The following is a 24,029-nucleotide window of genomic DNA, read 5'->3' as shown; positions in this document are numbered from 1 at the left end:
GTATGCCTGTTCGAAACTAACGGTGAGTCCACATATGGCGTCGTTGGTCTTTAAGCCGATTTGATCAACAACGCCGTTAGAATGCGTCAGAGTTTTTAAATCTATGTAGGCTAGGAATGAAGAAAATATTGTTAATCGCACTATCAGTAGGACTGATAGCGTGTGGTGGTGGAGAAAGTACGCAGGCAGAAAAACAAAAAGAGACGACCATTACGAAAACACAATCAGGGTGTAAAATAGAAGAAAAAAAAGCCATTTGTGATTCAGATGTTAAGAGCTTCGATTGGTTATCATCAAACCGCGATATTAATTATTTAACACTATCTAACGTAACGCTAACAACAGAACTGATAAACTCAATACCAGATAGTAATGACAACATCTTAGGATTAGAGCTTTTAGATAATAGTTTAAGTCGCGATTCAAATATAATAAGTAAATTCGTAAAATTAGAGTCTATATTAATTTATAAAAACCGTGATGCACTACAAACAAATAATGGGGTTTTACCAAAACCACTTCAAGATATTAACAGCCTAAATAATCTAAAAGATATCGAGTTCAGTAGAAACAATATAACCAACCTAGAAATAAGCACTGAAATTGTCAAAAACTTAGATGGAATATATATTTTTGACAATGATTTGATTTTTATTGAAGACTATAAATTACTAGATAAGTTGGAGTCCTCTACAAATTTAAAGAGAGTTGCTTTAAATAACACAGGTCTGAGTAGATTTAACCCTTCAGATTTAATTAACTTGGAGGTACTATCATTAGACAGAAATAATAAACTATTTAGTGATGAGAGTAGAAAACTGGAGTTACTTCAAAAAATTTACTCCATGGATAATTTAAAAGATCTTTATCTAGACTCCAATAGTTTGAATGATAATGATTTAAATGGAATAGATAAGTTAAGCCTTGAAACATTAAGCCTTTCATATAATCCACTCAGTAGTAATACAATTCAAGATAAAATCCTATCATTATCATCCCTTAAACATTTATATCTAAATAGAACAGGTCATCCTGATAATACCAACTTTTCGTTAGTTCCTCATTTACAAACCCTCCACTGGAATGAATCAAATATACGTAGCATCGATCTTTCACCTTTAAAAGAACTGAGTTATTTGAGTCTCTCAGATAATTTCCTTACTAAATTAGACTTAAACAATGATGCACCAATCAAATACATATCCATAACAAACAACCAAATTGATGAACTGAATATATCGAACAAGATTTTACTAGAATCAGCTTACTTAAGTAAAAACAAATTAACTCAATTTGACTTATCAAATACACCAAACTTGCGCTATCTAAGAGCAAATGACAATAAAATACAGACTGTTGACTTTTAGAAATCTAGTAAACTAAAAGTTGTTTATTTGTCCAACAATAATATAGAAGAAATTAACATACCAATTTCAAATTCATTTGAACGGTTATTTATAAACAACAACAAATTAACCGAGCTTGATACTTCAAGAACAACCTCATTAATAACCATTCATGCTAACAATAATAGAATTTCTAATTTTAGTTCAAGTAACTCACAAAATTTAGAATATCTTCAATTGAATAATAATAAACTTTTAGACATCGAACTATCTAATTCAATTAATTTAAAGAGTGCTTGGATAGACAATAATTCACTCACTACTTTTGATGGTAGAGACCTATCTAATCTGCATACATTACGAATTTCCTTTAATAAACTAACATACTTTAATACAAGTGGAATGGAATCTTTGATGCGAGTTTACCTAAGAGATAATAAAATTAAATCTTTCGAAGGAATAACGTTACCATACCTAGGTTATCTAGATCTTACGGAGAATGAGCTTCAATCATTTGATTCTAAAGACCTGCCATCTTTAACAAGGTTAACATTAGATAATAATAAAAATTTAACACCAAATAATACAAGCATTAAACCAGAAAACCACACCTCTTTGACGGGTTATAACATAGAGTTATTTAATACAGGTTTTACAGAGCAAGAAATAAAGGATCTTAAATCAAAGTTTCCTGAGTAACTTTTAAGACAGAAAAGGGGCTTTCGCCCCTTTCAAATTATGTTATTCGGCTACTTACGCAGTGCATTCAGCTTCGCTTGTGCTACACCAAATACAGAATCGATTGGGTAAGCGCCTTCGTCGCCCAATTCGCCTGGTTGTTTGCCCGTAAAGAGTTCTACAGCCTCGGTCACATGGTCAATCGCCCAAATGTGGAACTCGCCTTTTTCAACCGCTTCTACCACATCGGTACGCAGCATCAAGTTATGGACGTTCGATTTCGGAATGATAACTCCTTGGTTTGGTGAACGTCCTTTGATCACACAGACATCAAAGAAGCCTTCAATTTTCTCGTTCACGCCACCAATAGGCTGAGACTCGCCAAACTGGTTCATGGAACCTGTAATGGCGATATCTTGTCGAACGGGCAGTTTAGAAAATGCCGATACAATGGCGCAAAACTCCGCCATACTTGCGCTATCGCCATCTACGCCACCATAAGATTGTTCAAACGTAATATGCGTAGTTAACGGGACTCGAGCGGTTTTGCCAAATACCGAGGCTAGGTAAGCCGAAAGAATCAACACGCCTTTTGAGTGAATACTGCCACCCAAATCGACATTGCGCTCAATATCAATCACCTCACCGTCACCGTATGCCGTTGTCGCCGAAATCCGGTTTGGTGCACCAAACATGTGATCGCTCGTGCTGAGTACAGAAAGCGCATTCACCTGCCCAATCGCTAGCCCTTCGGTGTGAATGAGCGTGGTGCCGTTGGTAAAACTTTCCATAACGCTGTCTTTTAACCTGCCGACACGCATCTCTTGGCTCGATAACGCTTGCTCTACATGGCTCGCACGAATCAAGTTGGATTTAGCAGCACGAGCAACATAGTTAGACTCTCGCAGCAAGTTGGCAATATGAGCAGAATGCAAAGAAAGCTTGGTGCAATCGCCCGCACGGCGGGAGCTGTGTTCAATGATTCTAGCAATGGCTTTTTTATCGCAATGCAGCATGCCGTTGTCGTGCACAATACTAGAGATAAAGCGCGCATAATGAAGCTCGGCTTCTGGGGTTCGCGTCATCTCATCTTCAAAGTCTGCCGTTACGCGGAACAACTCTCCAAACTCGGCATCGTAGTGTTGTAAAAGCTGGTAGGTACGGTAATCCCCAAACAAGATGATTTTCACATCCAGTGGAATAGGTTCCGGATCCAGCGAGACTGCCCCAGTCAGGGTCAGCTCCTTTTCTAACGAGGTTAAGCTTAACTGGCGAGCACGGAGTGCACGTTTTAAACCATCCCACACATAAGGCTGCTCCAGTACTTTAACCGCATCCATCAGCAGTACACCACCATTGGCTTTATGAAGGCTACCCGCTCGGATAAGCGAGAAATCGGTAAAAACCGTGCCTTTGAACGTGGCCGTTTCCGTGTAACCAAACAAACTATGGTAGTTGGGGTTGTCTTCCACAATGATGGGGAAGTTTTCGTCTTTTTGGCTCACCAACACATTAATCTTGTAGCGGCGTGGCAGCTTCTTATCTAGAGAGGCGGTAGCAACTTCGCCTTGCTCGTTTGCTTCTTCTAGAAAGATATCGACGTTTTCAATGATGTCTTTTTGCAGTTCACCCAGATATTTTTTCACTTCTGTGAATTCTGAGTAATCTTTCTTAAGCTGCTTGATGAAATGACTGATCACATCGAGCGTGACATCGCTGTTCAGTTTCTGGATTTTCTCGGTGTACGTTTCTTCCCACTCGGTTAGCTGGCGAACCATGGTGCGCAACGATATTTCTAAAGAATCGATGGTTTTGTCGAAATAGTCTTGCTCTTTTGGTGTTAACTCATCAAAGGATTCTTCAGTGTGTAAATCTTCACCGTTCATAGCAACAAATTGGTAATCGCCCTGATTGGTTATGGTTAAACTAATACCACGCTCTTTGGCATCTTTACTGATGTCTTCCAGCTTTTCTTGTTGCTTCGCCGCAAGTTGGTTTTTCAGCTTGTCGGCACGGGAATAGTAAATCTCGTTATCGAAAGCTAATGGCATCGCTTTGACCAACTTGGTCATCAGCTTTTCGATGTCTTTACTTAATTTTGTGCCCACTCCTGCTGGTAACTTAAGCACTTTGGGTGTGCGAATATCATCGAAGTTCGCGACATAGCACCAGTCGAAGGTGGACTCATTATCCACTGGGTGGCGGTTTAAATAACGCAACACCATGGTTCGCTTACCTAAACCATTTCGACCAATGGCGTAAATGTTATAGCCCTTTTCTTTGATGGACATAGCGAATTCAACGGCTTTTTGAGCGCGTTCTTGCCCAACAATTTCATCAATCGGTTCGATATTCTTAGTTGAAGTGTGTTCGAAGTCTTCGTTTAAAGCATGTACATACAGATCGTCTGCGCAAAGTTCTTTGATTCCCATAACGACTCCTTTCACTAGATTTTAATTCTTGTTTTTTCGATCAAATGACAGAGCCCAACTAGGCTATGTGGCGACAAAAGGGTGACAAATTTTAGCCACCTATATTCAATAAGTTAGCATAGAGAAAACGCATCGGGTGTGGGGCAACTATCATAAAAGGCAATTCCAGCGATCGTTTGCACAAAATATAACCAACTGCCACTAGAATTGCATTTTTGTTAGATGGGGGTTTTGGGTGGCGAAGTTAGTGGTTAAGTTAACTGCTATTTCAAATGGTTCTGGGGTAACTGAGATTGTCCAAGAACGGCTACAACTAATATGAAGTCGCCCTCTTTAGTGAAGTATGCCGTGTGTCGCCCCAAAGAAAAGTAGAATCCGTTCGGGTATATTTCATCACAATGCCTACCAAGATCGGGATTGTCGGCAATCATTCTAAAACCAGTAAGGAGTGTATCTTTGTATTTTACCCACTGTAATTCTGAATAATTGGCAATAGTATAGTCCTTGATTTTGCGCAAGTGACTCTGAGCTAATTTACTCAGCTTGTATTTTATCTTTGGCATCCTTGGGCTTACAGATTGTTTAGAAAGCTTTCGCCATCAGCGACATCATTTTGGGCTAGATCGGTTCTAGCGGACTCAAAGCAATGTTTAAGATAATCAGCCTTCATCGCTTCAAGTTCTTCGTAGTCTTTGATGGACATAACCACTACAGCGTCTTTACTGTTTTTGCTGATCTTTATTGGCTCGCGTTGAGCATTAAGAAGTAGCTCACCGAAGTTACGTTTTGCATCGTTGGCCGTTAATGTGTACATGGTTAAGCTCCAAATATGGAATGACAAAAAAAAGTATAACTAATCACATGAAATGGTCAATACGATTAAATCGTGCGATTCGAACGAAAAGTATATAACCACAACGAAATAGAAACAAAGAGCACTGGGTAAATTACAAAGACAGTAAAAAAGCAGGAACGCAAAAAAGAAAAAAGCGACACATAAAGATGTGTCGCTTAGCAAAATTTAGTAAGGCTGAAACTAAGCCAACCTTGCCATAAGCTATAAATTACACTGGAAGCAATGTGAGCAATGTCGTGTCAAAGAAATCCAGATTCGATTCACCATTACTTGAAATAGTTCAGAGCTAAATGACTCAACTCTATGACAAACCGTTTCTTTTTCCCTTTCGACAAGACAAACAATAATCATTCTCATTTAGGTTGTCAAACAATTTGTTGATAATTATTCTCATTAATTATTTTAAGAACTATTGAGTCCCCATTCTTTGGTAATAAAAAACGCGGCTCGCTTCGAATGAAAAAGCGAGCCGCGGTGGAAAAGGCGAAGCCTTATCCAAAGATGAATTGAGTTTTCAGCGCTGTAAGGTGGCTTAAACCATAGAAGGGTCTGGGTCTAGACCCATTAGTTCGCGACCAAAGATCTGAGCACATACATCGTAATCGGTATACGCGTGCGCGCCTGTCATATGTGAGTCTCTGAATAGACGCTGTGCTTCGTTATCTTCAAACCATGAATTACCACCCATTGCTTCAAACAAACGGTCTACAGCTTCAATACACATTTTTACCGCGTAGGCTTGGTTGGTGCGCCAATGCGCTAGTGTTTCGCGATCTGGATAGCGTTTTTGTTCGCCGTGTTCTTTGTGCTCTTCCCACGTCTTTTCTAAGAAAGCTCGCGCGGCATTTACTTGGTGTGTGGATTCAGCAAGACGCATCAATGCAGGCGTAGCACCTCCAACGTTCACCCCAGTATAAGCGCGCACACGGTTTTTGGTTTTCTCTTTAAACACTTGCAGCATACGCTCTGCAATGCCTAGGCTAATCGCTGAAAAGCCGCAAGCAAAATATGGGCGATAAGGCGCGTAAAAGATTTTGCTGTCTGGGTATAAATCAAACCCTGCCGACTTCCCTTCCATCATGTCTTTCGCGGCTTCAATACGATGCTCTGGAATGAACACATCTTCGATGATCAGTGTTTTAGTGCCACTTGATTTCATGCCAGCTGCAAACCAATCGTCTTGTATTCTGTATTCGCTGCGTGGTACTACGCCAAATGAATAGATTCGCTCACCTTGAATACCTTCACGCCAGAAACCGACGATTGCCCATTCAGCATGATCGCAGCCACTGCTCCAACGCATGTGCCCATTGAATAGAACGCCGCCTTCTACTTCTACCACTTTGCCAAAAGGAGCAATGCTGCTGCTCGCTGTCGCATCTGGATTCTCGCCCCAAAATTCTTCTTGCGCTTGCTTGGAAAACATCGCCATTTGGTGGCTGTGAGTAGAAAGCAAACTTGCCGCCCACGCAGTACCGCCACACGCACCCGCCAAAGCGGCAACGCAATTGGTGAATTCAGGCAAAGACACTTCCAGCCCACCGTATGCTTTAGGCTGTAAAGCTCGGTGAAAATTAATGCTTTTTAATAAGCGTATGTTCACTTCAGGTGGCGTTCGGTCTCGCTCTGCCATTGCAGCATTTTCGGCAATGGTTGGAAGAATTTTATTCAGCTCGTCGAGTAAAGGGTTATTTGTATTCATAGTTGTCTCACATTATTGGATTTTTCAAAGAAGTGTTGGTACTTTCCAATTTAAGCAGCCTTTGCTTCACCGTTTTTTACGGTTCTAAATTCTCTATTAAAATAAATAAGCGCGTCTTTACTTGAATTAATATCAATATTTTCTATTTCCACAAAAAATACAGAATGGGTTCCAACTTCACTTACGTTTTTAATTTTCCCTTCTAAATTCGCTATTGCACCTTCAAGTTTAGGCACACCTTTTTCTGTTAATTTCCATTCAGGCAGTGCAAATCTTTCTTCCATCGGTAGCTTGGTCATACCCGCAAAGTGATAAGACATAGTCTCTTGTTCTTCACTGCATATGTTTATACAGATATTTTGGTTTTCACAAAACTTATCATGGCTACCGCTTTGCTGGTTAACGCACACTAACATAGTAGCTGGAGAGTCACTCACCGAGCACACCGCTGTTGCAGTAATGCCCCCTAGCCCAGCTTGACCACCTGTCGTCACAATGTTCACAGCTGCAGCAAGGTTTGACATAGCATCTCTAAATTTCTTTTGGTTATCCTGTTCCATTTCCGTATTCCCTTCGAGTGTAGGATTGCATTTCCATATTAGATAAAGGGAAATATATAGATATGGCTTTTTCTTTTAATGGATTGCACTTTTCAATAAGAGATTCATACCGAAATAAATTAACTTAATGAATTTAATAAAAATATAACTTATGAGTAGTACCACCTAACCATTTTCGACATTTTCACTTCTAGATTCTATTTGTTATAGATAAATAAAGAACAAGCAAAATAGAAAATAAATAAGGAAGTAGCATGCTCAAAAAGGAAGAAATAGAAAGTGCAGCGCAGAAGCTTTATCAAGCTGAAATAAACCGCCAGCAAATTCCAGCCCTGACACTCTCTCACCCAGAGATGACCATGGACGATGCCTATGCCATTCAAAAAACTTGGGTGGATAAGAAAATCGAAGGTGGAGCACAGGTGAAAGGCTACAAAATCGGGTTGACATCGAGAGCCATGCAAATGGCGGTGAACATCGACCAACCTGATTTCGGGGTATTACTGGATGACATGTTCTTCCCAGATGGCGCGCAGATCCCAGCTGGCGATTTTCTCGATCCTCGCATTGAAGTGGAACTGGCGTTTGTTCTAAAAGCCCCGTTAAAAGGCGAGAACGTCACGATTTTTGATGTGCTTAATGCCACCGATTACGTTGTGCCCGCCATTGAGCTCATTGCGGCTCGTTGCCACAGAACCGATCCAGAAACAGGCTACACCCGCAAGGTTTACGACACCATTGCCGACAACGCCGCCAATGGCGGAATCATCATAGGTGGACGCCCTATTCGTCCGGACGAAATGGACATTCGCTGGGCTGGTGCCGCGCTTTATCTCAACGGTCAAATTGAAGAAACGGGGCTGGCTTCTGGTGTGCTTGGTCACCCTGCAAACGGCATCTGCTGGGTATGCAAACGCTTTGCGCCACATGGCATTGGGTTGGAAGCAGGACAAGTCATCCTTTCTGGCTCATTTACCCGTCCCGTTGCAGTAAAAGCGGGCGATACGGTGCATGCCGATTACGGTCCGTTAGGTGGCATATCGGTGTCGTTTGTGTAGTGGCGCTAATGAAAATAGTGGCACAGGTATAGGCAGGAACAACTATGAAAAATCAATTTAAACACAAACTCTCCAACCACCAGCTGCAATGGGGGCTATGGCAGGGCTTGCCCGACCCAACTGCCGCCGAAATCTGCGCGGGTGCGGGCTTCGATTGGCTGCTCATCGATGGGGAACATGCCCCGTTTGAACTTGGAGATGTACTTACCCAGCTGCGAGCGATTGAACCTTACAACACGTCCGCCATTGTTCGACCAGCAGAGGGAAACACCACGGTGATTAAGCGCCTCCTCGATATTGGCGCACAAACGCTTCTAATACCGATGGTTGATACTGCCGAGCAAGCACAGTCGTTAGTGTTGGATTGTCGCTACCCACCTCAAGGACGTCGCGGCATGGGAAGTTCGCTAGCGCGAGCGGCACGCTGGAATCAAATTCCGGGGTACGTACACAGCGCCAACGAAGAAGTGTGTTTACTGGTTCAAGCGGAAACGCAAACCGCACTGAACAACTTAGAAGAGATCGTAGCAATCGAGGGCATCGATGGCGTATTCATCGGCCCTACCGATTTGTCCGCTTCCATGGGGCACGTTGGAAACCCCGATCACCCCGAGGTGGTTGCCGCTATCGAAAGTGCGATTTCCACTATTCGAAAAGCAGGGAAAGCCGCTGGAATTTTGTGCCTCAACCCAGCGAAAGCGCAGCACTACGCCGATTGTGGCGCGAGTTTTATCGGCATTGGTGTGGATACTTTGCTGCTATCGAATGGCGCGAAAGCACTGGTTTCTCAATTTAAAGGACAACAAGACACCGCCCCAAGCGGAAGCGGTTATTAAAGGCTTGCAGACTTAAGGATTCAACATGACGATTTTACCCAACAGCCAGTCCAAACTGGTTTGTGTGGCACTGAACGACAAGCGCCATCGCCAAGAATGGAACGACAAATTTCAGCAGCCCCCCTACAAAGCGCTGCCAACCGAGCCAGTTCTGTATTTCAAGCCCAGAAATACATGGAACAAAGACAATTCGTTAATACCGGTAGAAAAAGCGAACGCTTCACTCGTAGTCGGAACCAGCCTTGCGCTACTGATAGGCAAACGCTGCCAGCGCGTAAGCCGTGACAATGCTCTGAGCTACATTTCCGGCGTCAGCGTAGTGCACGATATTTCCTCACCGGAAGAAAGTTACTACCGTCCAGACATTCTTGGAAAAGGCATCGATAAATCCGCGGCGATGAATGGCAACTGGCAACCGGCGAGCATACTTGCCTCATCAGCGAGTGCGATTTCATCGTCTCCTACTCCAACATCGACGATTGTCTCCACCAAAATTAATGGCAAATGGCGTGGTGATATTTCCACCGACCATTTTGAAACCGACATTCTCGAACTGATTGAACGTATCTCTTTCATCATGACGCTGGAACCGGGCGACATCATTGCCCCGTGTTTTCATGGCGAGCGCATTGCCATACGGGCTGGCGACAAAATCGAATCCAGCATTAATGGCCAGCACCACCTCACTAGCCGCTTAGGAGAGTACGTCCAATGAGAACTGCACGAATCATTAAAGATGGCAAAACCCTGAACATTACCATCGATATGAATGGTCAATTTATCGCGCCAGATGGCAACGTCGTGTCAAAAGACAACATCTCATGGCTTTGCCCAGTAGAAAACCCAGGGACGATTTTCGCGCTCGGTCTTAACTACGCTGATCACGCATCAGAATTGGCCTTTTCTGCCCCAGAAGTACCGCTGGTTTTTATTAAAGGTGCCAACACGCTCACAGGACACGAATGCCCAACGTACCGCCCAGATAATGTGGATTTTATGCATCACGAATGTGAACTGGTGGCGGTGATTGGCAAGAAAGGTAAGCACATCTCTCGTGAAGACGCGATGGACTATGTCGCGGGTTACACCATTTGTAATGACTTCGCGATCCGCGACTACCTTGAGAATTACTACCGCCCCAACCTAAAAGTGAAGAGCCGTGATTCCCTTTGCCCTATCGGCCCTTGGCTGGTGAGCAAAGATGAACTGCCAGACGTCAGTAACCTGTCACTGGAAACCAAAGTGAATGGCGAAGTGGTTCAAACCGGCAACACCAATGGCATGATTTTCAGCATCCCAGAGCTGATTGAATACCTTAGCCAAACCATCACATTACAACCAGGCGACATGATTGCAACCGGCACGCCAAAAGGGCTGAAAGACACCCAACCCGGCGATGTGGTTGAGTGCTCCATTGAAGGGCTAGGCACGTTAACCACGCACATGGTCAGTGAAACGGAATACTTTGAAAGCAAGGATTAAGCATGACAACTCTCGATACGCAAATTACCAAGGCCAGACAATATTTGGCGCGTTTTAAGACCGACACACTGGGTCACTTCATTAATGGAGAATGGACGCTAGGAACAGGTTCCGACACCTTTGAAAACCAGAGCCCAATCAACAATAAACGTCTTGGTACGGTAGTAAAAGGAACAGAACAAGACGTGAACCTCGCGTGCACTGCGGCGCAAAGTGCCTTTGAAGAATGGTCGGGGCTTTCTGGTGCAAAACGTCGCCAAATCTTACATAAACTCGCGGATGAAATAGAACGCAGAGCAGAAGAAATTGCACTCGTTGAATCGGTGGATTGTGGGCAAGCATTTCGCTTTATGAAGCAAGCAGCTGTGCGCGGCGCAGCGAACTTTCGCTTCTTTGCAGACAAAGCCCCAGAAGCGAAAAACGGCGACTCTTTGTTTCAAGATGCGCACACCAACTTTACTGTGCGCACCCCTATTGGCCCCGTAGGTGTGATCACCCCATGGAATACCCCTTTCATGTTATCGACATGGAAAATCGCTCCGGCACTGGCCGCTGGCTGTACCGTCGTACACAAACCTGCCGAGTTCAGCCCACTCAGTGCCGCTATTTTAGCGGAGTGTGCCGAAGCTGCTGGGCTACCGGCAGGCGTTTGGAACATGGTCAATGGGTTTGGTGAAGTGGCTGGTAAAGCACTTACCGAGCACCCTGCAATCAAAGCTGTGGCTTTTGTTGGGGAAACCACCACTGGCTCCATGATTCAGGCACAAGGTGCAGCCACATTAAAACGCGTCCACTTTGAATTGGGCGGTAAAAACCCAGTTTTGGTGTTCGACGATGCCGACATGGAACGTGCCCTTGATGCGGTAGTTTTCATGATTTACAGCTTGAACGGCCAGCGCTGCACCAGCTCCAGCCGCTTGATCCTTCAGTCGTCTATCAAAGATGAATTTATCGCGAAGTTGAAACACCGAGTGAGCTTGCTAAAAGTCGGGCATCCACTCGATCTCGATACCGAAGTCGGTCCGCTTATTCACCCAACGCATTTAGAAAAAGTCACCAGTTATCTGGAATCTGCCAAGCAGGAAGGAGCCGATGTCGCTCGTGGCAACGTGTCGGAATTGGCACCAGAAGAGGGGTATTACTTTGCTCCGGCGCTGATCACTAACGTGAATAACGAAATGAAAGTCGCATGTGAAGAAATCTTCGGACCTGTTTTATCGGTGATCACCTTCGATTCAGAAGAAGAAGCCCTGCGCATTGCCAACGATACCCAATATGGCTTGGCGGCGTACATCTGGACAGGTGATACCGGTCGCTCGATGCGATGTGCCCACAAAATTGAAGCGGGCATGGTGTGGGTCAATTCTGAAAACAACCGAAACCTCCCTTCTCCTTTTGGTGGCGTGAAAATGTCGGGTGTCGGTCGTGACGGTGGCGACTGGAGTTTCGACTTCTACATGGAAACCAAGAACATCTGTATCGCACACGACCAGCACACGGTGCCTAAATTGGGTAAGGAGGGCTAAATGCCTCACTTTATTGTCGAGTATTCCGCCAATTTGGATGGCGATGTGGATTTTCCTGATCTATTTGAACAGCTCGCCAATGTTGCTCAAGAAACGGGGGTGTTCCCATTAGGGGGCATCCGCATTCGAGCACACCGCTGCGAACACTTTCGAGTGGCAGAAGGCGACCCTGAAAATCGGTTTATTCAATTGACCATCAAGGTGGGTACAGGCAGAAGTGAAGAAACACTCAAAGAAGTGGGCGACACCCTACACGCCTTCTTTACTGAGTATCTTTCTTCCCTTTTCGATACCCGATACCTGAGCTTTGGGCTGGAGCTAACCGAGCTTCACCCAACTTTGAATTACAAGAAAAATAATATCCATCAAAAACTGGCCAAGTGAGCACAACGCTAGCATCGCTGGCGTACCAAAAGTGAATGAAACACAAGGAGAATGATTATGGGTGAATTGGTTATAGCAGCCAAAATTACACACGTCCCAACCATGTTGATGTCGGAGCAACCTGGGCGTCTATTTGGTTGCCGACAACAAGCCATCGACGGACACAAAAAGCTGGCAGCCATGGCAAAAGAACACAATGTCGATACGTTGGTCGTGCTCGATACCCACTGGTTGGTCAATGCGGGCTATCACATCAATTCAAATAAGAAATTTGAAGGGATCTACACCAGCCACGAGTTCCCTCACTTTATCCAAAACCTCGCTTATCACTACGATGGCAACCCAGAATTAGGGGACGCCATTGCAGAAAAAGCGATGGCGAAAGGCGTTCATACCCTATCCCACCAAGTGGAAACCTTAGATTTGGAATATGGCACCCTTGTTCCGATGCGGTACATGAATGAGGACAGCCATTTCAAAGTCGTCTCTATTGGTGGTTGGTGTGCGGTGCATAGCATCGAATCATCACGTCTTGTCGGCGAAGCCATTCGTGAAGCGATTGAAGAAAGTGACAGCCGAGTCATGCTGCTGGCATCGGGCTCCCTTTCCCACCGGATTTGGGATAACGAAGACTACGAAGCCAACAACGGCACCTTCACCATTTCCAAAGAATTTAACCGCCAAGTCGATCTACGCGTGTTGGATTTATGGGCACAAGGCGAAATCAAAACCTTCCTAAAAATGCTGCCTGACTATGCCGAATTGTGCTCTGGCGAAGGCGGCATGCACGATACCGCGATGCTGTTTGGTGCGTTAGGTTGGGATAACTATGAAGGTAAAGGCACGCTCATTGGCGAGTACTTCCCAAGCTCGGGGACAGGGCAAGCTAACGTGCTGTTCTCGTTATAAAGCAGCCGTCGTTCAAATTGAGCGCCTTCTCTTAGCCAGAAGTCACTCTCTGATCCAATGACCTTTCTTTGATCCAGCAAGCGATTGCTGAATTACAGCTTCATTACGCCCATCTCCTGCTTTGAAAATAGCAAGGCGAAGGGCGAATTTACCTTTTTCTAAGGAGCGCCACATGAAATTGAACGATCCAACTCTGTTAAAACAAAAATGCCTAATCAACGGGGAATGGGTAGGTGAAGGTGATCAATACCAACCTATTTGTAACCCAGCCAACCAAGAAGCTGTTGGGTTCGTTCCTTGCTTTGGAGCTGATGAAACCCACCAAAGCATCGAGGCGGCAGAGCGAGCACAAAAAAGCTGGAAAGCGCTAACCGCCAAATCCCGTTCTTTAATTCTTCGCCGCTGGTTCGAATTGATGCTGGAGCATCAAGACGATCTCGCCACGATTCTCACCTCGGAACAAGGAAAGCCGCTTGCAGAAGCCAAAGGTGAAATCGCTTATGCGGCAAGCTTCATCGAGTGGTTTGCAGAAGAAGCCAAACGCACCTACGGCGAAACCATTCCAAGCCACAAACCCGATGCTCGAATCGTCGTAACAAGAGAGCCCATTGGCGTGGTCGGGGCGATTACACCTTGGAATTTCCCAGCGGCCATGATCACCCGAAAATGCGGCCCTGCATTGGCGGCTGGCTGTGCGGTTGTGCTTAAGCCAGCACCAGAAACCCCACTCACCGCTTTGGCATTGGGCGAGCTTGCCATTCGAGCGGGCTTACCTGCCGGTGTACTCAATATCGTGACTGGCGACGCTGTACAAATTGGCGGCGCGTTAACACAAAGCCCTGTAGTTCGAAAAATCAGCTTCACTGGCTCCACAAACGTTGGAAAGCTGCTCATGAACCAATCTGCCGACACCGTGAAAAAGCTGTCGCTGGAATTGGGTGGCAATGCTCCTTTCATCGTGTTTGACGATGCGGATTTAGACGCCGCGGTCAGCGGGCTCATGGTAGCCAAATACCGAAATGCGGGGCAGACCTGTGTGTGTGCGAATCGGATTTACGTACAACGAGGCGTTCATGATGCGTTTGTGGAACGTTTCAAAGCTGCGGTGGTTAAGTTAGAAGTCGGCGATGGGATGAATGGTCACGTTCAAATAGGCGCCATGATTAACAAAAGCGCGGTTACTAAAGTCTGCGAACACGTAAGCAACGCATTAGAGCAAGGTGCGACATTGGTATCGGGCTCTGCCACCCCACCCAATGACTTATTCCTCCACCCTATGATTGTGACCGACATGACCGACGACATGCGCGCCGCCAATGAAGAAACCTTTGGCCCTCTGGCGGCGATTTACCCGTTTGATACTGAAGAAGAAGTCCTTGAGCGTGCGAACCGCTCTGATGTAGGGCTCGCCGCGTATTTCTATACCCAATCGCTCGCCCGTGCGTGGCGCGTTGGTGAAGCATTGGAAGCGGGCATGGTCGGCATCAATGAAGGGCTGATTTCTACCGAAGTCGCACCATTTGGTGGCATTAAAGCATCAGGCCTAGGGCGTGAGGGGGCAAGGCAAGGTATTGAGGATTATCTCGAAACCAAATACATGCTCATGGGCGGATTGTAGAATTTTTCAATGAAATTCATCGCCTTGCCAGACCTCATCCCGATGGTTGATATAGACCAATCTCAAAACTTGGCTAAATGGTAATTAGCCCTCCCAACGACTATTGAGTTTGGGTCTGGAACCAAAGACAGAATGGAAATTAGAAGAACAATATTATGGAACATTTAAATTCTCTTACTTACTACGCTGCTACCAAGAAATACGACTTGTCGTTTCCGACATTGGACAATGATCTTGATGTGGACGTCGTGATCATTGGTGGTGGTTTCACAGGCATCAACACCGCTTTGGAACTGGCAGAAAAAGGCATCACCAATGTTGCTGTATTGGAAGCCAAACACCTTGGTTATGGTGGTACAGGTCGCAACGGTGGCCAGATTATGGCGGGATTAGGTCACGATTTGGACACGGTAAAGAAGCACGTTGGCAAAGATGGGCTCGAAGAACTTTTTAAGCTGGGCAACATCGGCGCAAGCATCATTCGTGAGCGCGTGGAAAAGTACAATATCGATGCGGATTTTTGTCAGGGTTACGCGTATCTGGGCTTTAACGGTCGTCAGGAAAAAACGCTGCGTACTTGGATGGACGAGTTTAAAAAAGCCACGCCAGACGAAGAAATCACACTGCATACCGGATCGGAAGTGCAAGACGTTATTGGCTCACCAGCATACTCGTGCGCGCTGAAACACATGGGCGCAGGTCATATTCATTCGTTGAACTTGCTACTTGGCGAAGCAAAAGCTGCCTCTGAATTGGGTATCTCTATTTACGAAAACACCCAAGCGCTGGATGTGGAATACGGTGAACAAATCAAAGTGCGTACTGCTAAAGGCACAGTCACCGCGAAGAAACTCCTGTGGGCATGTAATGGTTTTTTGCAGGGCATGGAACCTCACTTACATCAACACACCATCAATACTTATGCCTTCCAAATGGCAACCGAGCCACTCAGCGACGAGATGATTGAACGCATCAGCCCGATTCGCGGTGCCTACAGCGACATTCGCCCGGTTATCGATTACTACCGAGTCACCAAAGAGAATCGCCTGCTATTTGGTAGCGCAACGCGCTGGGTCGAATACATGCCGAGCGATTTAAAGGCATGGAACCGCAAACATATGTTGACGATTTTCCCATACCTGAAAGGCGTGAAAATCGACATGGCGTGGGGTGGACCGCTTTGTTGTTCCGCTAATCTGTTTCCACAAGTCGGAACACTTGAGGGACACGACAATGTGTTTTACGTACAGGGCTATTCTGGCTTTGGCGTAACCCCAAGCCATATTGTTTGCAAAGTGTTGGCAGAAGGGATGAGCGAAAGCACCGATCGCTACAGCTTAATGAGTTCAATACCACTGACACGTGTCATCGGAAAGGATGTTGCCCGGCCATTGCTCGTGACCAGCGGCAAGCTTTTCCACCAAATCTCGGGCTACTGGATGGGCAGGCGCTAAATCGCTCTTCTCACTGGTACACGTTATTAACCAATACACAATTAAAACAAGTGCTTCACCAATAAATACGCTTATAAAAGTCAACGAAAAAGGAAATACCAATGAAACCTATTCTATTGAATCAACCCCTGCCTAAAATGATGTCTCTCGGCAGTGTCGAAAACCTTGGTTCAACCGTGATCTCTGGTTCACCTCAGGCCGAGGTAGCGATGATTTCAGGCACCCCCGAAGACGCATTGAGCTGCGGTTTGTTTGGCTGTACAGAAGGCGAATTCAGTATGCAATACCCCTTCACAGAGCACGCTACGGTTTTGGAAGGTGAAGTCGAACTTACCAATGAAGAGACAGGCGAATCCCACACTTACAAGCAAGGCGATTCTTGGTTTGTGGAGCAAGGCACAAAAGTGCGTTGGCACATCCGCACGCCCAAGTTTGTAAAACACTACTTAGCAGTTGCTCAGTAAAGTTTGACACTTCTCTGCTGGTTCTCCCTTAGCCATTCGCAGACATAAGCATCAGCAGAGAAGCATTTTTCGGGGGATTTATGAGTCCGACAAACACCAAAAGCATCACGCAAGCTAATTTAGCTCAAACCAATGCGGTGCAAGACAATGTCGCAAAAGACAATGGCGCGCAAGCCAATGTTACGCAAAAGAATATAGCGACATCACGTATTCCGAATATCGATATCGGACAAGCGTACGACCGACGCTATATCGATAGCGAAGTTCACTTCGAACAGATACAGAATCTGGCGGATTTCTTCGGTCACGATATGCCAGTGCACTATCACGATCGCTTCTATCAAGTGCATGTAGTGATGTCGGGTAACATTCGTTTGCAACTGGATAACCGTACCTATCACTGTGAAGGTCCGGTGCTGTTTTTTACCCCGCCCACGGTGCCGCATGGGTTCACTATTTCAACGGAAACAGAAGGCTACGTGCTGACCATTCGACAGCAATTCGTATGGCAAATACTCAGCCAAACGTCCGCTTTAAACGACAAGGGATTGTTTGCCACTAAAGGGGTTTGCATTCCGCTTGGTAATCATAAAGCGTCGCTTAATCGAATTCTTACGTTGCTTGCCTTGCTAAACGATGAATACAGCAACGACCGCACGGAAAAAGCTAAGGCGTTGTATTCGTTGGTGCGCTTGGTTTTGATTGAAATCATTCGTATGTCAGACGAAACCAATTCGGCGTCTTCTGTTCGCGATATTGATGCTCAAATATTTCACCAATTTCACAAGCTGATCGAAGCACAGTTTGTCCACCATTGGACATTATCCCAATACGCCAGCGAGCTGTGTGTGACCGAATCTCGGCTTAATAGCATTTGCCAACGCGTAAGCGAAAAATCGGCGAAACGCTTGGTTAACGAACGGGTTTTACAAGAATCCAAACGTTTGATTGGGCTTACCCAAAAACCCATTACCCAAATTGGCTACGAACTCGGGTTTCACGACCCTGCTTATTTCGCTCGCTTTTTTCGCCGGATGTCTGGCGTAACCGCAAGCAACTACCGGGAAAGCCAGCAGAAACCATCAGCAGGGTAACCCCCAGCGATTGCTGCGCTTTCAATCAACATCAGGAGATTTTGTTATGGATAACCGCTTTGGATTGATCATCAACGGCCAAAAACGTGCTGGTGATCTGCCTCCGCGCCCTGTTATTAACCCAGCCACAGGGCAAGTACTTAGAGACGCGCCAGAAGCATCTTCGAAGCTGCTAAACCTTGCTGTGGAATCAGCGAAACAAGCATTTGAAAGCTGGAAAAACGTCAGCCACATGACGCGCAAGGCAATGCTGACGGAAATTGCCGACAATCTTGAAGCCGCAATGGAAGAGCTCGCCACTCTGATTGTGGAAGAACAAGGTAAGCCGCTCGATTTAGCAAGAATGGAAGTGGGTGGTGCTGTGGCATGGACTCGTTACTCCGCTGGTGCCGACGTGCCCGTTAAAATGATTCAAGATGACGATACTAAACGCATCGAATTGCACCATAAACCCATTGGCGTTGTTGCATCTATTACGCCTTGGAACTGGCCGCTGATGATTGCGGTTTGGCATGTAATGCCCGCGTTGCGTACTGGAAACTGTGTGATTATCAAACCTTCAGAGCTTACGCCATTCAGCACGATTCGTATGGTCGAAATCATGGCAGATGTACTGCCAGATGGGGTGATTAACGTGATTTCAGGGGGCGGCGAACTCGGTCAAGCCATCAGTGAGCATAAAGGCATCAATAAAATCGTATTCACGGGTTCTACCCCAACAGGGCAACGCATCATGAGCGCAGCGTCGGGCAATCTGAAACGCCTAACTCTAGAACTCGGTGGTAACGACGCTGCCATTGTCCTGCCAAATAGCGATGTACAGGCTTTCGCTCAGGGGCTATTCCAAACCTCTTTCATCAATATGGGGCAAACCTGCGCAGCACTGAAACGCTTATACGTGCACGAAAGCCAATATGAAGAAGTCTGTCAAGCGCTCACTGAAATCGCACAATCACAACGCGTCGGAGCAGGTTTGGAAGAAGGCGTGACCTTTGGCCCTGTACAAAACCTGAATCAATTCAACAAAGTGCAAGAGCTCATCGACGATGCCGTTGCCCAAGGAGCCAAAGTACTGACGGGAGGCAAACCAGTCAGTGACGAAGGCTACCTATTCCCGCCAACCATTGTAGCGAATGTATCTAACGGTATTCGATTGGTCGATGAAGAACAATTTGGCCCTGTGTTACCCGTGATCCCCTATCAAACCGTCGAACAAGCCATTCAGCTCGCTAACGACAGCGATATGGGGCTCGGTGGCTCAGTGTGGGGAAGCGATACCGAACAAGCTCAACAGGTTGCTCAAAGAATGGAGTGCGGCACAGTGTGGATTAATGGTCACGCCGAAGTACTGCCTCATGCACCCTTTGGCGGCAACAAAATGTCGGGGTTCGGCGTGGAATTCGGTGAAGAAGGGTTATTGGAAAATACTCAACCTCAGTTAATCAATATAAATCGCTAAAAAACAGAGGTTAACGTTCAGCTCATCCCAATGGTTGATACCTGATACTAGCGGGATGAACTTGAATGGTTCAATACAGAAAATGTAGAGGCAATGGATATGCTTACTGATATTAATACGATTATTTACGCATCGGATTTGCAAAAAGGCAGTCGCCCAGCGTTTCGAGCTGCCGTTAAACAGGCCATTGCACATGATGCCAAAATTGTATTTCTTCATGCGATTCCACCCATTGGAGAGCTGACTCAGCAGGTAATGGTGAGTTATCTCCCTAAAAAGGTGAATCAAAAGCATACCGATCAAATAATGGCAGATGCTCAAGCACGCATTCAGCAGCGCATTCAATCTTTTTTAGAAAGCGAGCTGGATAACGTGACTGCCTTACCACAGCCTCCACAAATTCAAACTCAGATAGGTGAACCGCATGAGGTGATCTTATCCTGCGCTCGAAAACATAGCGCACAACTTATTGTAATGGGAGACAGGGAAGCAAACGCGATATCGCGTCTGTTTTTAGGGTCAACCGCCCTTAAAGTCATCAGTCAGAGTGATATTCCTGTACTCATTGTTCCACTCAGCCAAGCGTCGGCTAGCAAAGAATAAATTGGTAAATAAAAATTTAGTAAAGAATAAGTTAGCCAAGAATAAGCTAACGGAATAAAAGTCAGCTAAAAGTGAAACACCTCCATGATAAGCCTGCTGAACATTTGCCTGCCAAGCGATTGACGACTCAGACTTATCGACCCAACACAGAAAGGGAAGTTTATGAAACGTGTAACTAAAGCCATGAAGGCTGCTCTTATTGCTGCCGGTCTGATGACCAGTTTTGCAGCACTGTCCGCTAATTATCCCAATCGCCCAGTTAAGTTTGTTGTGCCATGGCCTCCGGGCGATTTGGAAGACATTCTTACTCGTGTGATTGCGGAAGAAATGTCGAAAGAAACGGGTAAACCTGCGTCTGTCGTTAATAAGCCCGGTGGTGGCGGTGTGGTAGGTGCGACGGATGTCTCTCGCTCTCGTCCTGATGGGCTGGTGATTGGCTCTTTCGTTGCTGATATACTCACAACGCAAGTGCTGTATGGCACTGCACCATTCGACCAATCCACGTTTGAACCCGTTGGGATTTTCCTCGATTACCCATTCGCCATTGCGGTGAAGTCAGACGCGCCTTATAACAATCTGGAGGAGTTGGCGGCTTACTCTAAAAGCAACAAAGTCACATTAGGGCATTTTGGCTATCAAGCCTTACCTACCGCAATTACCTTTAAAGCCGCTGACCAAATCGGAATCAAGTTTTCTTCGGATGCACCATTTGATGTGTTGGATTGTTCAACCTTGGCAAATGGTGATGCGGATGTCATCAACACCACAACTCAGCTCATTCTGGCGTGCTTGAACTCTGGTGATGTAAAGCTGCTCACTTCGATCAGCCGCGATCGCCTTTCTATTTCGCCTGATGTCGCGACATTAGCGGAACAAACAGGCATTACGCAAACAACGTGGAACGGTCTGTTTGTGAAGAAAGGTACGCCTCAAGCGATCAAGGACAAAATCGCGGGTATCGCTCAGAAAGCGCTTCAAGCTGACCGTGTTAAGGACATCAGCATGAATACGGGTGCCGGTGTCTATTGGCTAGGTGGTAAAGATGCAGAAGCCCTGTTAGCGAAAGACTTTGAACAAGCGAGATCACTGCTCAATTTCATGAATCAGTAATCGAAAGGGGGGTGATACCCCCCCCTTCCAAGGAGTGCAGTATGATCTCTGAAACCCATTCTCTCGACACAAAGCCTGTACCTGACAGCCCCCATTCGGAAACAAATAAAAGGTTGGAGAACAAAGGGACAGGCGGAATTTTCGTCTTCTTTGCTGTGTGCGGATTACTTCTGCTGTGGTTCTTACCCGAGCAAGCATCGTGGGTAAAAACCAAACGTGGTTGGTACACCCAGCCGATGATGGGTCCCGCGTTAGGTTTGGGCGTTTTTGTGGTTTTTGCCCTACTCAAAGTGCTGTACCACATTCGACGTTTTTCTCTTCATCCCATCCGAGCTTTGGATTCTGGTGCCGAGGCCATTGCCAGCTATCGTGTCGCTATTATTGCTGGTGCTTTGTTTGCACTTTACATTCACTCGCTGTCCATTATGGGGTTTGCGCCAGCTACATTGCTTTTTGTTTGCACTTTGCTGTGGGTAAGCCGATTACTGGATGGCTTTTGGTTGATGATAAGCGTTCTTGGTGTGGCAGCCGTTGTGATCATATTCAGGGTTATGTTGAACCTGTGGCTACCGGATGTTTGGCTATATGGGTTGCTGCCAGAATCTTGGTCGCTGTTTGCCAATCAATATCTGTAAGGAGATAACATGGAATCATTAATGTTAGGGCTTGCAGAAGTCGGAACGGTTAGTGTACTGAGTGCCATCTTACTTGGGGCGCTTATTGGGGTGACCATTGGATCTATCCCAGGTTTAGAACCTGCCGGTGTAATGGCTATTTTATTGCCAATCAGCTTTTCAATGGAGCCATTAGCTGGCGTTAGCTTACTGGTTGGCGTGTATGGCGGCGCTTGGTATGGGGGTGCCATTCCTGCTATTTTGATGAACACACCCGGCACTCCTGTAGCGGTATTAACCACTTACGATGGCTACCCCATGACCCAGCGGGGCGAAGGGAAAAAAGCACTCTCAATAGCTTATTCTGCTTCCTTTGTGGGTGGCTTGGTGAGTATTCTTTCTTTGGTTTTCCTTGCGCCCATTTTATCGCAGGTCGCTACGCATTTTGGTTCGGCTGAATTTGCCATGCTCGCGTTGTTGGGTATGGTGTTTGTGGTTTTAGCGCATCGCAACCAAGTGCTTGATGCCGCCATGATGCTCGGGCTCGGTATCTTCTTTGGTTCCGTTGGCGTGGATCGCTCATACAACACGTTAACTTATACCTTTGGTCAGGAATGGCTACTTGGTGGGATTCCGCTGGTTCCAGCGGTAATCGGGCTGTTCGCGATGTCTCAAGCTTTCGTGCTGCTTTCCCAAAAAGGCGGCGATGCCAAGACCACCAAACTTGAAGGTAAAGGGTACTTCTCTGGCTTAATCACACTGGCAAAACATAAAATTACCGTCGCTCGCTCTGCTGCTCTGGGCGTGGTGATGGGGCTATTACCTGGGGTTGGCGAGTTCGGCTCTCAGTTTTTCTCTTACACATTGGCCCAAAAGTTTTCGAAAACTCCGGAAAAATTCGGCGATGGCGCAGAAGAAGGGCTGATTGCCTCAGAAACCTCCAACAATGCCGTGACAGCATCGGTCATGATCCCTCTTCTGGCATTTGGCATTCCTGCTGATGCGTTAATGGCGATGCTATTAGCCGTATTTATGGTGCACAACTACATTCCCGGTCCAACCCTTTTTGTTGAAAGACCGGAGTTTATCTCTGGGCTGTATTTGTCGCTTTTGCTGATCAATGTGGTGGTCTTTTTGTATTTAACCTTCGCGACCAAATGGATTGTTAACCTCACCCGAATTCGTGGTCGGTTTATTGGCGCCTTTATCTTAGTTCTGGGTTTTATTGGTAGCTATAGCCAAAACTACCAGTTTTCCGATGCCATTATCGCGCTTGGATTTGCAGGCTTAGGCTATGTGTTACGCAAAAAGAACATACCTGCAGTGCCTATTGTACTTGGGTTGGTTTTAGGGCCAGTGTTTATGGTGCGAATGCGACAAGCACTCGGAGTCGCAGATGGTGATTTGTCGATACTGGTTACGCGCCCAATCGCGGCAACATTATTAGGGCTCACAATACTTTCGATCGTGGTGTATGCCCTCTCTTTGAAAAAGAGATAAGGAAATAGAGATAAGGTTCAATTACCTGCAATGAGGACCATTGCAGGTTTTTTCTTTATTTCAAAGTGGTTTTGTTTATTTCAAAATAGATAGATACATAAAGGCGTATACTCAAATCACCTCAAGATGCTAGGTTCAGCGAGAATTGCTTGGTTTTCAGGCAAGGTACCAATTTGCAGATCTAGTGGCTCTAAATCAAGAATTGGTTACGCAGCATGAAAACCAAGCAAACTCGCCCTTGGGAGCTCATCTTCTGTCCCATTTCATCGTCAAAGAACTTGGAAAGGACTCGTCATTCCACTTCGTTCTTTTCCTTGAACTGACACAGAAGATAGAGCTCTGAA

Annotated in this window: 23 protein-coding genes; 18 read left to right on the top strand and 5 right to left on the bottom strand. The window is 45.9% G+C overall.

The features are described from left to right. Window positions 1–116 precede the first annotated feature (116 nt). On the top strand, window positions 117–1,367 hold the full coding sequence (locus tag Q8W40_RS11170) for a hypothetical protein (RefSeq protein ID WP_305397213.1): 1,251 nt from the start codon (window positions 117–119) through the stop codon (window positions 1,365–1,367). 27 nt (window positions 1,368–1,394) lie between these two features. Continuing rightward, entirely contained in the window at window positions 1,395–2,045 is a 651-nt protein-coding gene (locus tag Q8W40_RS11165) for a hypothetical protein (protein WP_305397212.1), read from the top strand. Window positions 2,046–2,095: 50 nt separating this feature from the next. Here Q8W40_RS11165 and Q8W40_RS11160 read toward each other — a convergent pair whose 3' ends face one another. The 5 genes from Q8W40_RS11160 to hpaC all read right to left on the bottom strand — a co-directional run bounded on the left by Q8W40_RS11160 (window position 2,096) and on the right by hpaC (window position 7,574). Then, window positions 2,096–4,456, bottom strand: a complete 2,361-nt coding sequence (locus Q8W40_RS11160; RefSeq protein WP_305397211.1) for a Lon protease family protein — start codon at window positions 4,454–4,456, stop codon at window positions 2,096–2,098. A gap of 263 nt (window positions 4,457–4,719) precedes the next feature. Next, window positions 4,720–5,019, bottom strand: a complete 300-nt coding sequence (locus Q8W40_RS11155; RefSeq protein ID WP_305397210.1) for a type II toxin-antitoxin system RelE/ParE family toxin — start codon at window positions 5,017–5,019, stop codon at window positions 4,720–4,722. Between the two features lie 8 nt (window positions 5,020–5,027). Further along, window positions 5,028–5,270, bottom strand: a complete 243-nt coding sequence (locus Q8W40_RS11150; protein WP_305397209.1) for a type II toxin-antitoxin system Phd/YefM family antitoxin — start codon at window positions 5,268–5,270, stop codon at window positions 5,028–5,030. Between the two features lie 574 nt (window positions 5,271–5,844). Then, complete coding sequence (locus tag Q8W40_RS11145; protein ID WP_305397208.1) at window positions 5,845–7,014, bottom strand: p-hydroxyphenylacetate 3-hydroxylase oxygenase component; 1,170 nt, start codon at window positions 7,012–7,014, stop codon at window positions 5,845–5,847. Between the two features lie 50 nt (window positions 7,015–7,064). Next, complete coding sequence (hpaC, locus tag Q8W40_RS11140) at window positions 7,065–7,574, bottom strand: 4-hydroxyphenylacetate 3-monooxygenase, reductase component (protein ID WP_305397207.1); 510 nt, start codon at window positions 7,572–7,574, stop codon at window positions 7,065–7,067. A gap of 254 nt (window positions 7,575–7,828) precedes the next feature. Here hpaC and hpaH point away from each other — a divergent pair, with 254 nt between their 5' ends. From hpaH to Q8W40_RS11060, 16 genes are all read left to right on the top strand, one after another. After that, window positions 7,829–8,632 (top strand): 2-oxo-hept-4-ene-1,7-dioate hydratase, encoded by an 804-nt coding sequence (gene hpaH / locus Q8W40_RS11135; RefSeq protein ID WP_305397206.1) that lies wholly within the window; start codon window positions 7,829–7,831, stop codon window positions 8,630–8,632. A 44-nt stretch (window positions 8,633–8,676) separates the two neighbouring features. After that, a complete protein-coding gene (gene hpaI / locus Q8W40_RS11130; RefSeq protein WP_305397205.1) occupies window positions 8,677–9,468 on the top strand; it encodes a 4-hydroxy-2-oxoheptanedioate aldolase in 792 nt (263 codons plus the stop codon). Window positions 9,469–9,493: 25 nt separating this feature from the next. Further along, window positions 9,494–10,183 carry a fumarylacetoacetate hydrolase family protein gene (locus tag Q8W40_RS11125; protein ID WP_305397204.1) on the top strand — a complete coding sequence of 230 codons (690 nt, stop codon included), beginning with the start codon at window positions 9,494–9,496 and terminating at the stop codon, window positions 10,181–10,183. Further along, window positions 10,180–10,950, top strand: coding sequence for a fumarylacetoacetate hydrolase family protein (locus Q8W40_RS11120; protein ID WP_101110496.1), 771 nt, complete (start codon window positions 10,180–10,182; stop codon window positions 10,948–10,950). The genes Q8W40_RS11125 and Q8W40_RS11120 overlap by 4 nt, the downstream gene beginning before the upstream one ends. A gap of 2 nt (window positions 10,951–10,952) precedes the next feature. Continuing rightward, on the top strand, window positions 10,953–12,476 hold the full coding sequence (gene hpaE / locus Q8W40_RS11115) for a 5-carboxymethyl-2-hydroxymuconate semialdehyde dehydrogenase (RefSeq protein ID WP_126607937.1): 1,524 nt from the start codon (window positions 10,953–10,955) through the stop codon (window positions 12,474–12,476). Continuing rightward, window positions 12,477–12,860, top strand: coding sequence for a 5-carboxymethyl-2-hydroxymuconate Delta-isomerase (locus Q8W40_RS11110; RefSeq protein WP_126607938.1), 384 nt, complete (start codon window positions 12,477–12,479; stop codon window positions 12,858–12,860). It begins immediately after the preceding gene. Window positions 12,861–12,917: 57 nt separating this feature from the next. Further along, the gene (hpaD, locus tag Q8W40_RS11105) at window positions 12,918–13,769 is read left to right on the top strand and encodes a 3,4-dihydroxyphenylacetate 2,3-dioxygenase (RefSeq protein WP_305397203.1); all 852 of its coding nucleotides are present in this window, start codon (window positions 12,918–12,920) and stop codon (window positions 13,767–13,769) included. Between the two features lie 172 nt (window positions 13,770–13,941). After that, entirely contained in the window at window positions 13,942–15,387 is a 1,446-nt protein-coding gene (locus tag Q8W40_RS11100; RefSeq protein WP_305397202.1) for an NAD-dependent succinate-semialdehyde dehydrogenase, read from the top strand. Window positions 15,388–15,542: 155 nt separating this feature from the next. After that, window positions 15,543–16,841 (top strand): NAD(P)/FAD-dependent oxidoreductase, encoded by a 1,299-nt coding sequence (locus Q8W40_RS11095; protein WP_305397201.1) that lies wholly within the window; start codon window positions 15,543–15,545, stop codon window positions 16,839–16,841. A gap of 101 nt (window positions 16,842–16,942) precedes the next feature. Further along, on the top strand, window positions 16,943–17,305 hold the full coding sequence (locus Q8W40_RS11090) for a cupin domain-containing protein (RefSeq protein WP_305397200.1): 363 nt from the start codon (window positions 16,943–16,945) through the stop codon (window positions 17,303–17,305). A gap of 80 nt (window positions 17,306–17,385) precedes the next feature. Beyond that, entirely contained in the window at window positions 17,386–18,399 is a 1,014-nt protein-coding gene (hpaA, locus tag Q8W40_RS11085) for a 4-hydroxyphenylacetate catabolism regulatory protein HpaA (RefSeq protein ID WP_305397199.1), read from the top strand. 46 nt (window positions 18,400–18,445) lie between these two features. After that, entirely contained in the window at window positions 18,446–19,858 is a 1,413-nt protein-coding gene (locus Q8W40_RS11080) for an aldehyde dehydrogenase family protein (protein ID WP_305397198.1), read from the top strand. 99 nt (window positions 19,859–19,957) lie between these two features. After that, the gene (locus tag Q8W40_RS11075) at window positions 19,958–20,461 is read left to right on the top strand and encodes a universal stress protein (RefSeq protein ID WP_305397197.1); all 504 of its coding nucleotides are present in this window, start codon (window positions 19,958–19,960) and stop codon (window positions 20,459–20,461) included. Window positions 20,462–20,623: 162 nt separating this feature from the next. After that, a complete protein-coding gene (locus Q8W40_RS11070) occupies window positions 20,624–21,571 on the top strand; it encodes a tripartite tricarboxylate transporter substrate binding protein (RefSeq protein ID WP_104398466.1) in 948 nt (315 codons plus the stop codon). A gap of 41 nt (window positions 21,572–21,612) precedes the next feature. Continuing rightward, complete coding sequence (locus Q8W40_RS11065) at window positions 21,613–22,206, top strand: hypothetical protein (RefSeq protein WP_305397196.1); 594 nt, start codon at window positions 21,613–21,615, stop codon at window positions 22,204–22,206. A 9-nt stretch (window positions 22,207–22,215) separates the two neighbouring features. Continuing rightward, window positions 22,216–23,685: a tripartite tricarboxylate transporter permease gene (locus Q8W40_RS11060; RefSeq protein WP_104398465.1), complete on the top strand. Its 1,470-nt coding sequence runs from the start codon at window positions 22,216–22,218 to the stop codon at window positions 23,683–23,685. The last annotated feature ends 344 nt before the right edge of the window (window positions 23,686–24,029 follow it).

The sequence above is a fragment of the Vibrio penaeicida genome (assembly GCF_030689305.1).
Classification (GTDB): domain Bacteria; phylum Pseudomonadota; class Gammaproteobacteria; order Enterobacterales; family Vibrionaceae; genus Vibrio; species Vibrio penaeicida_B.
This window is presented reverse-complemented; position numbering and strand designations above follow the sequence as displayed.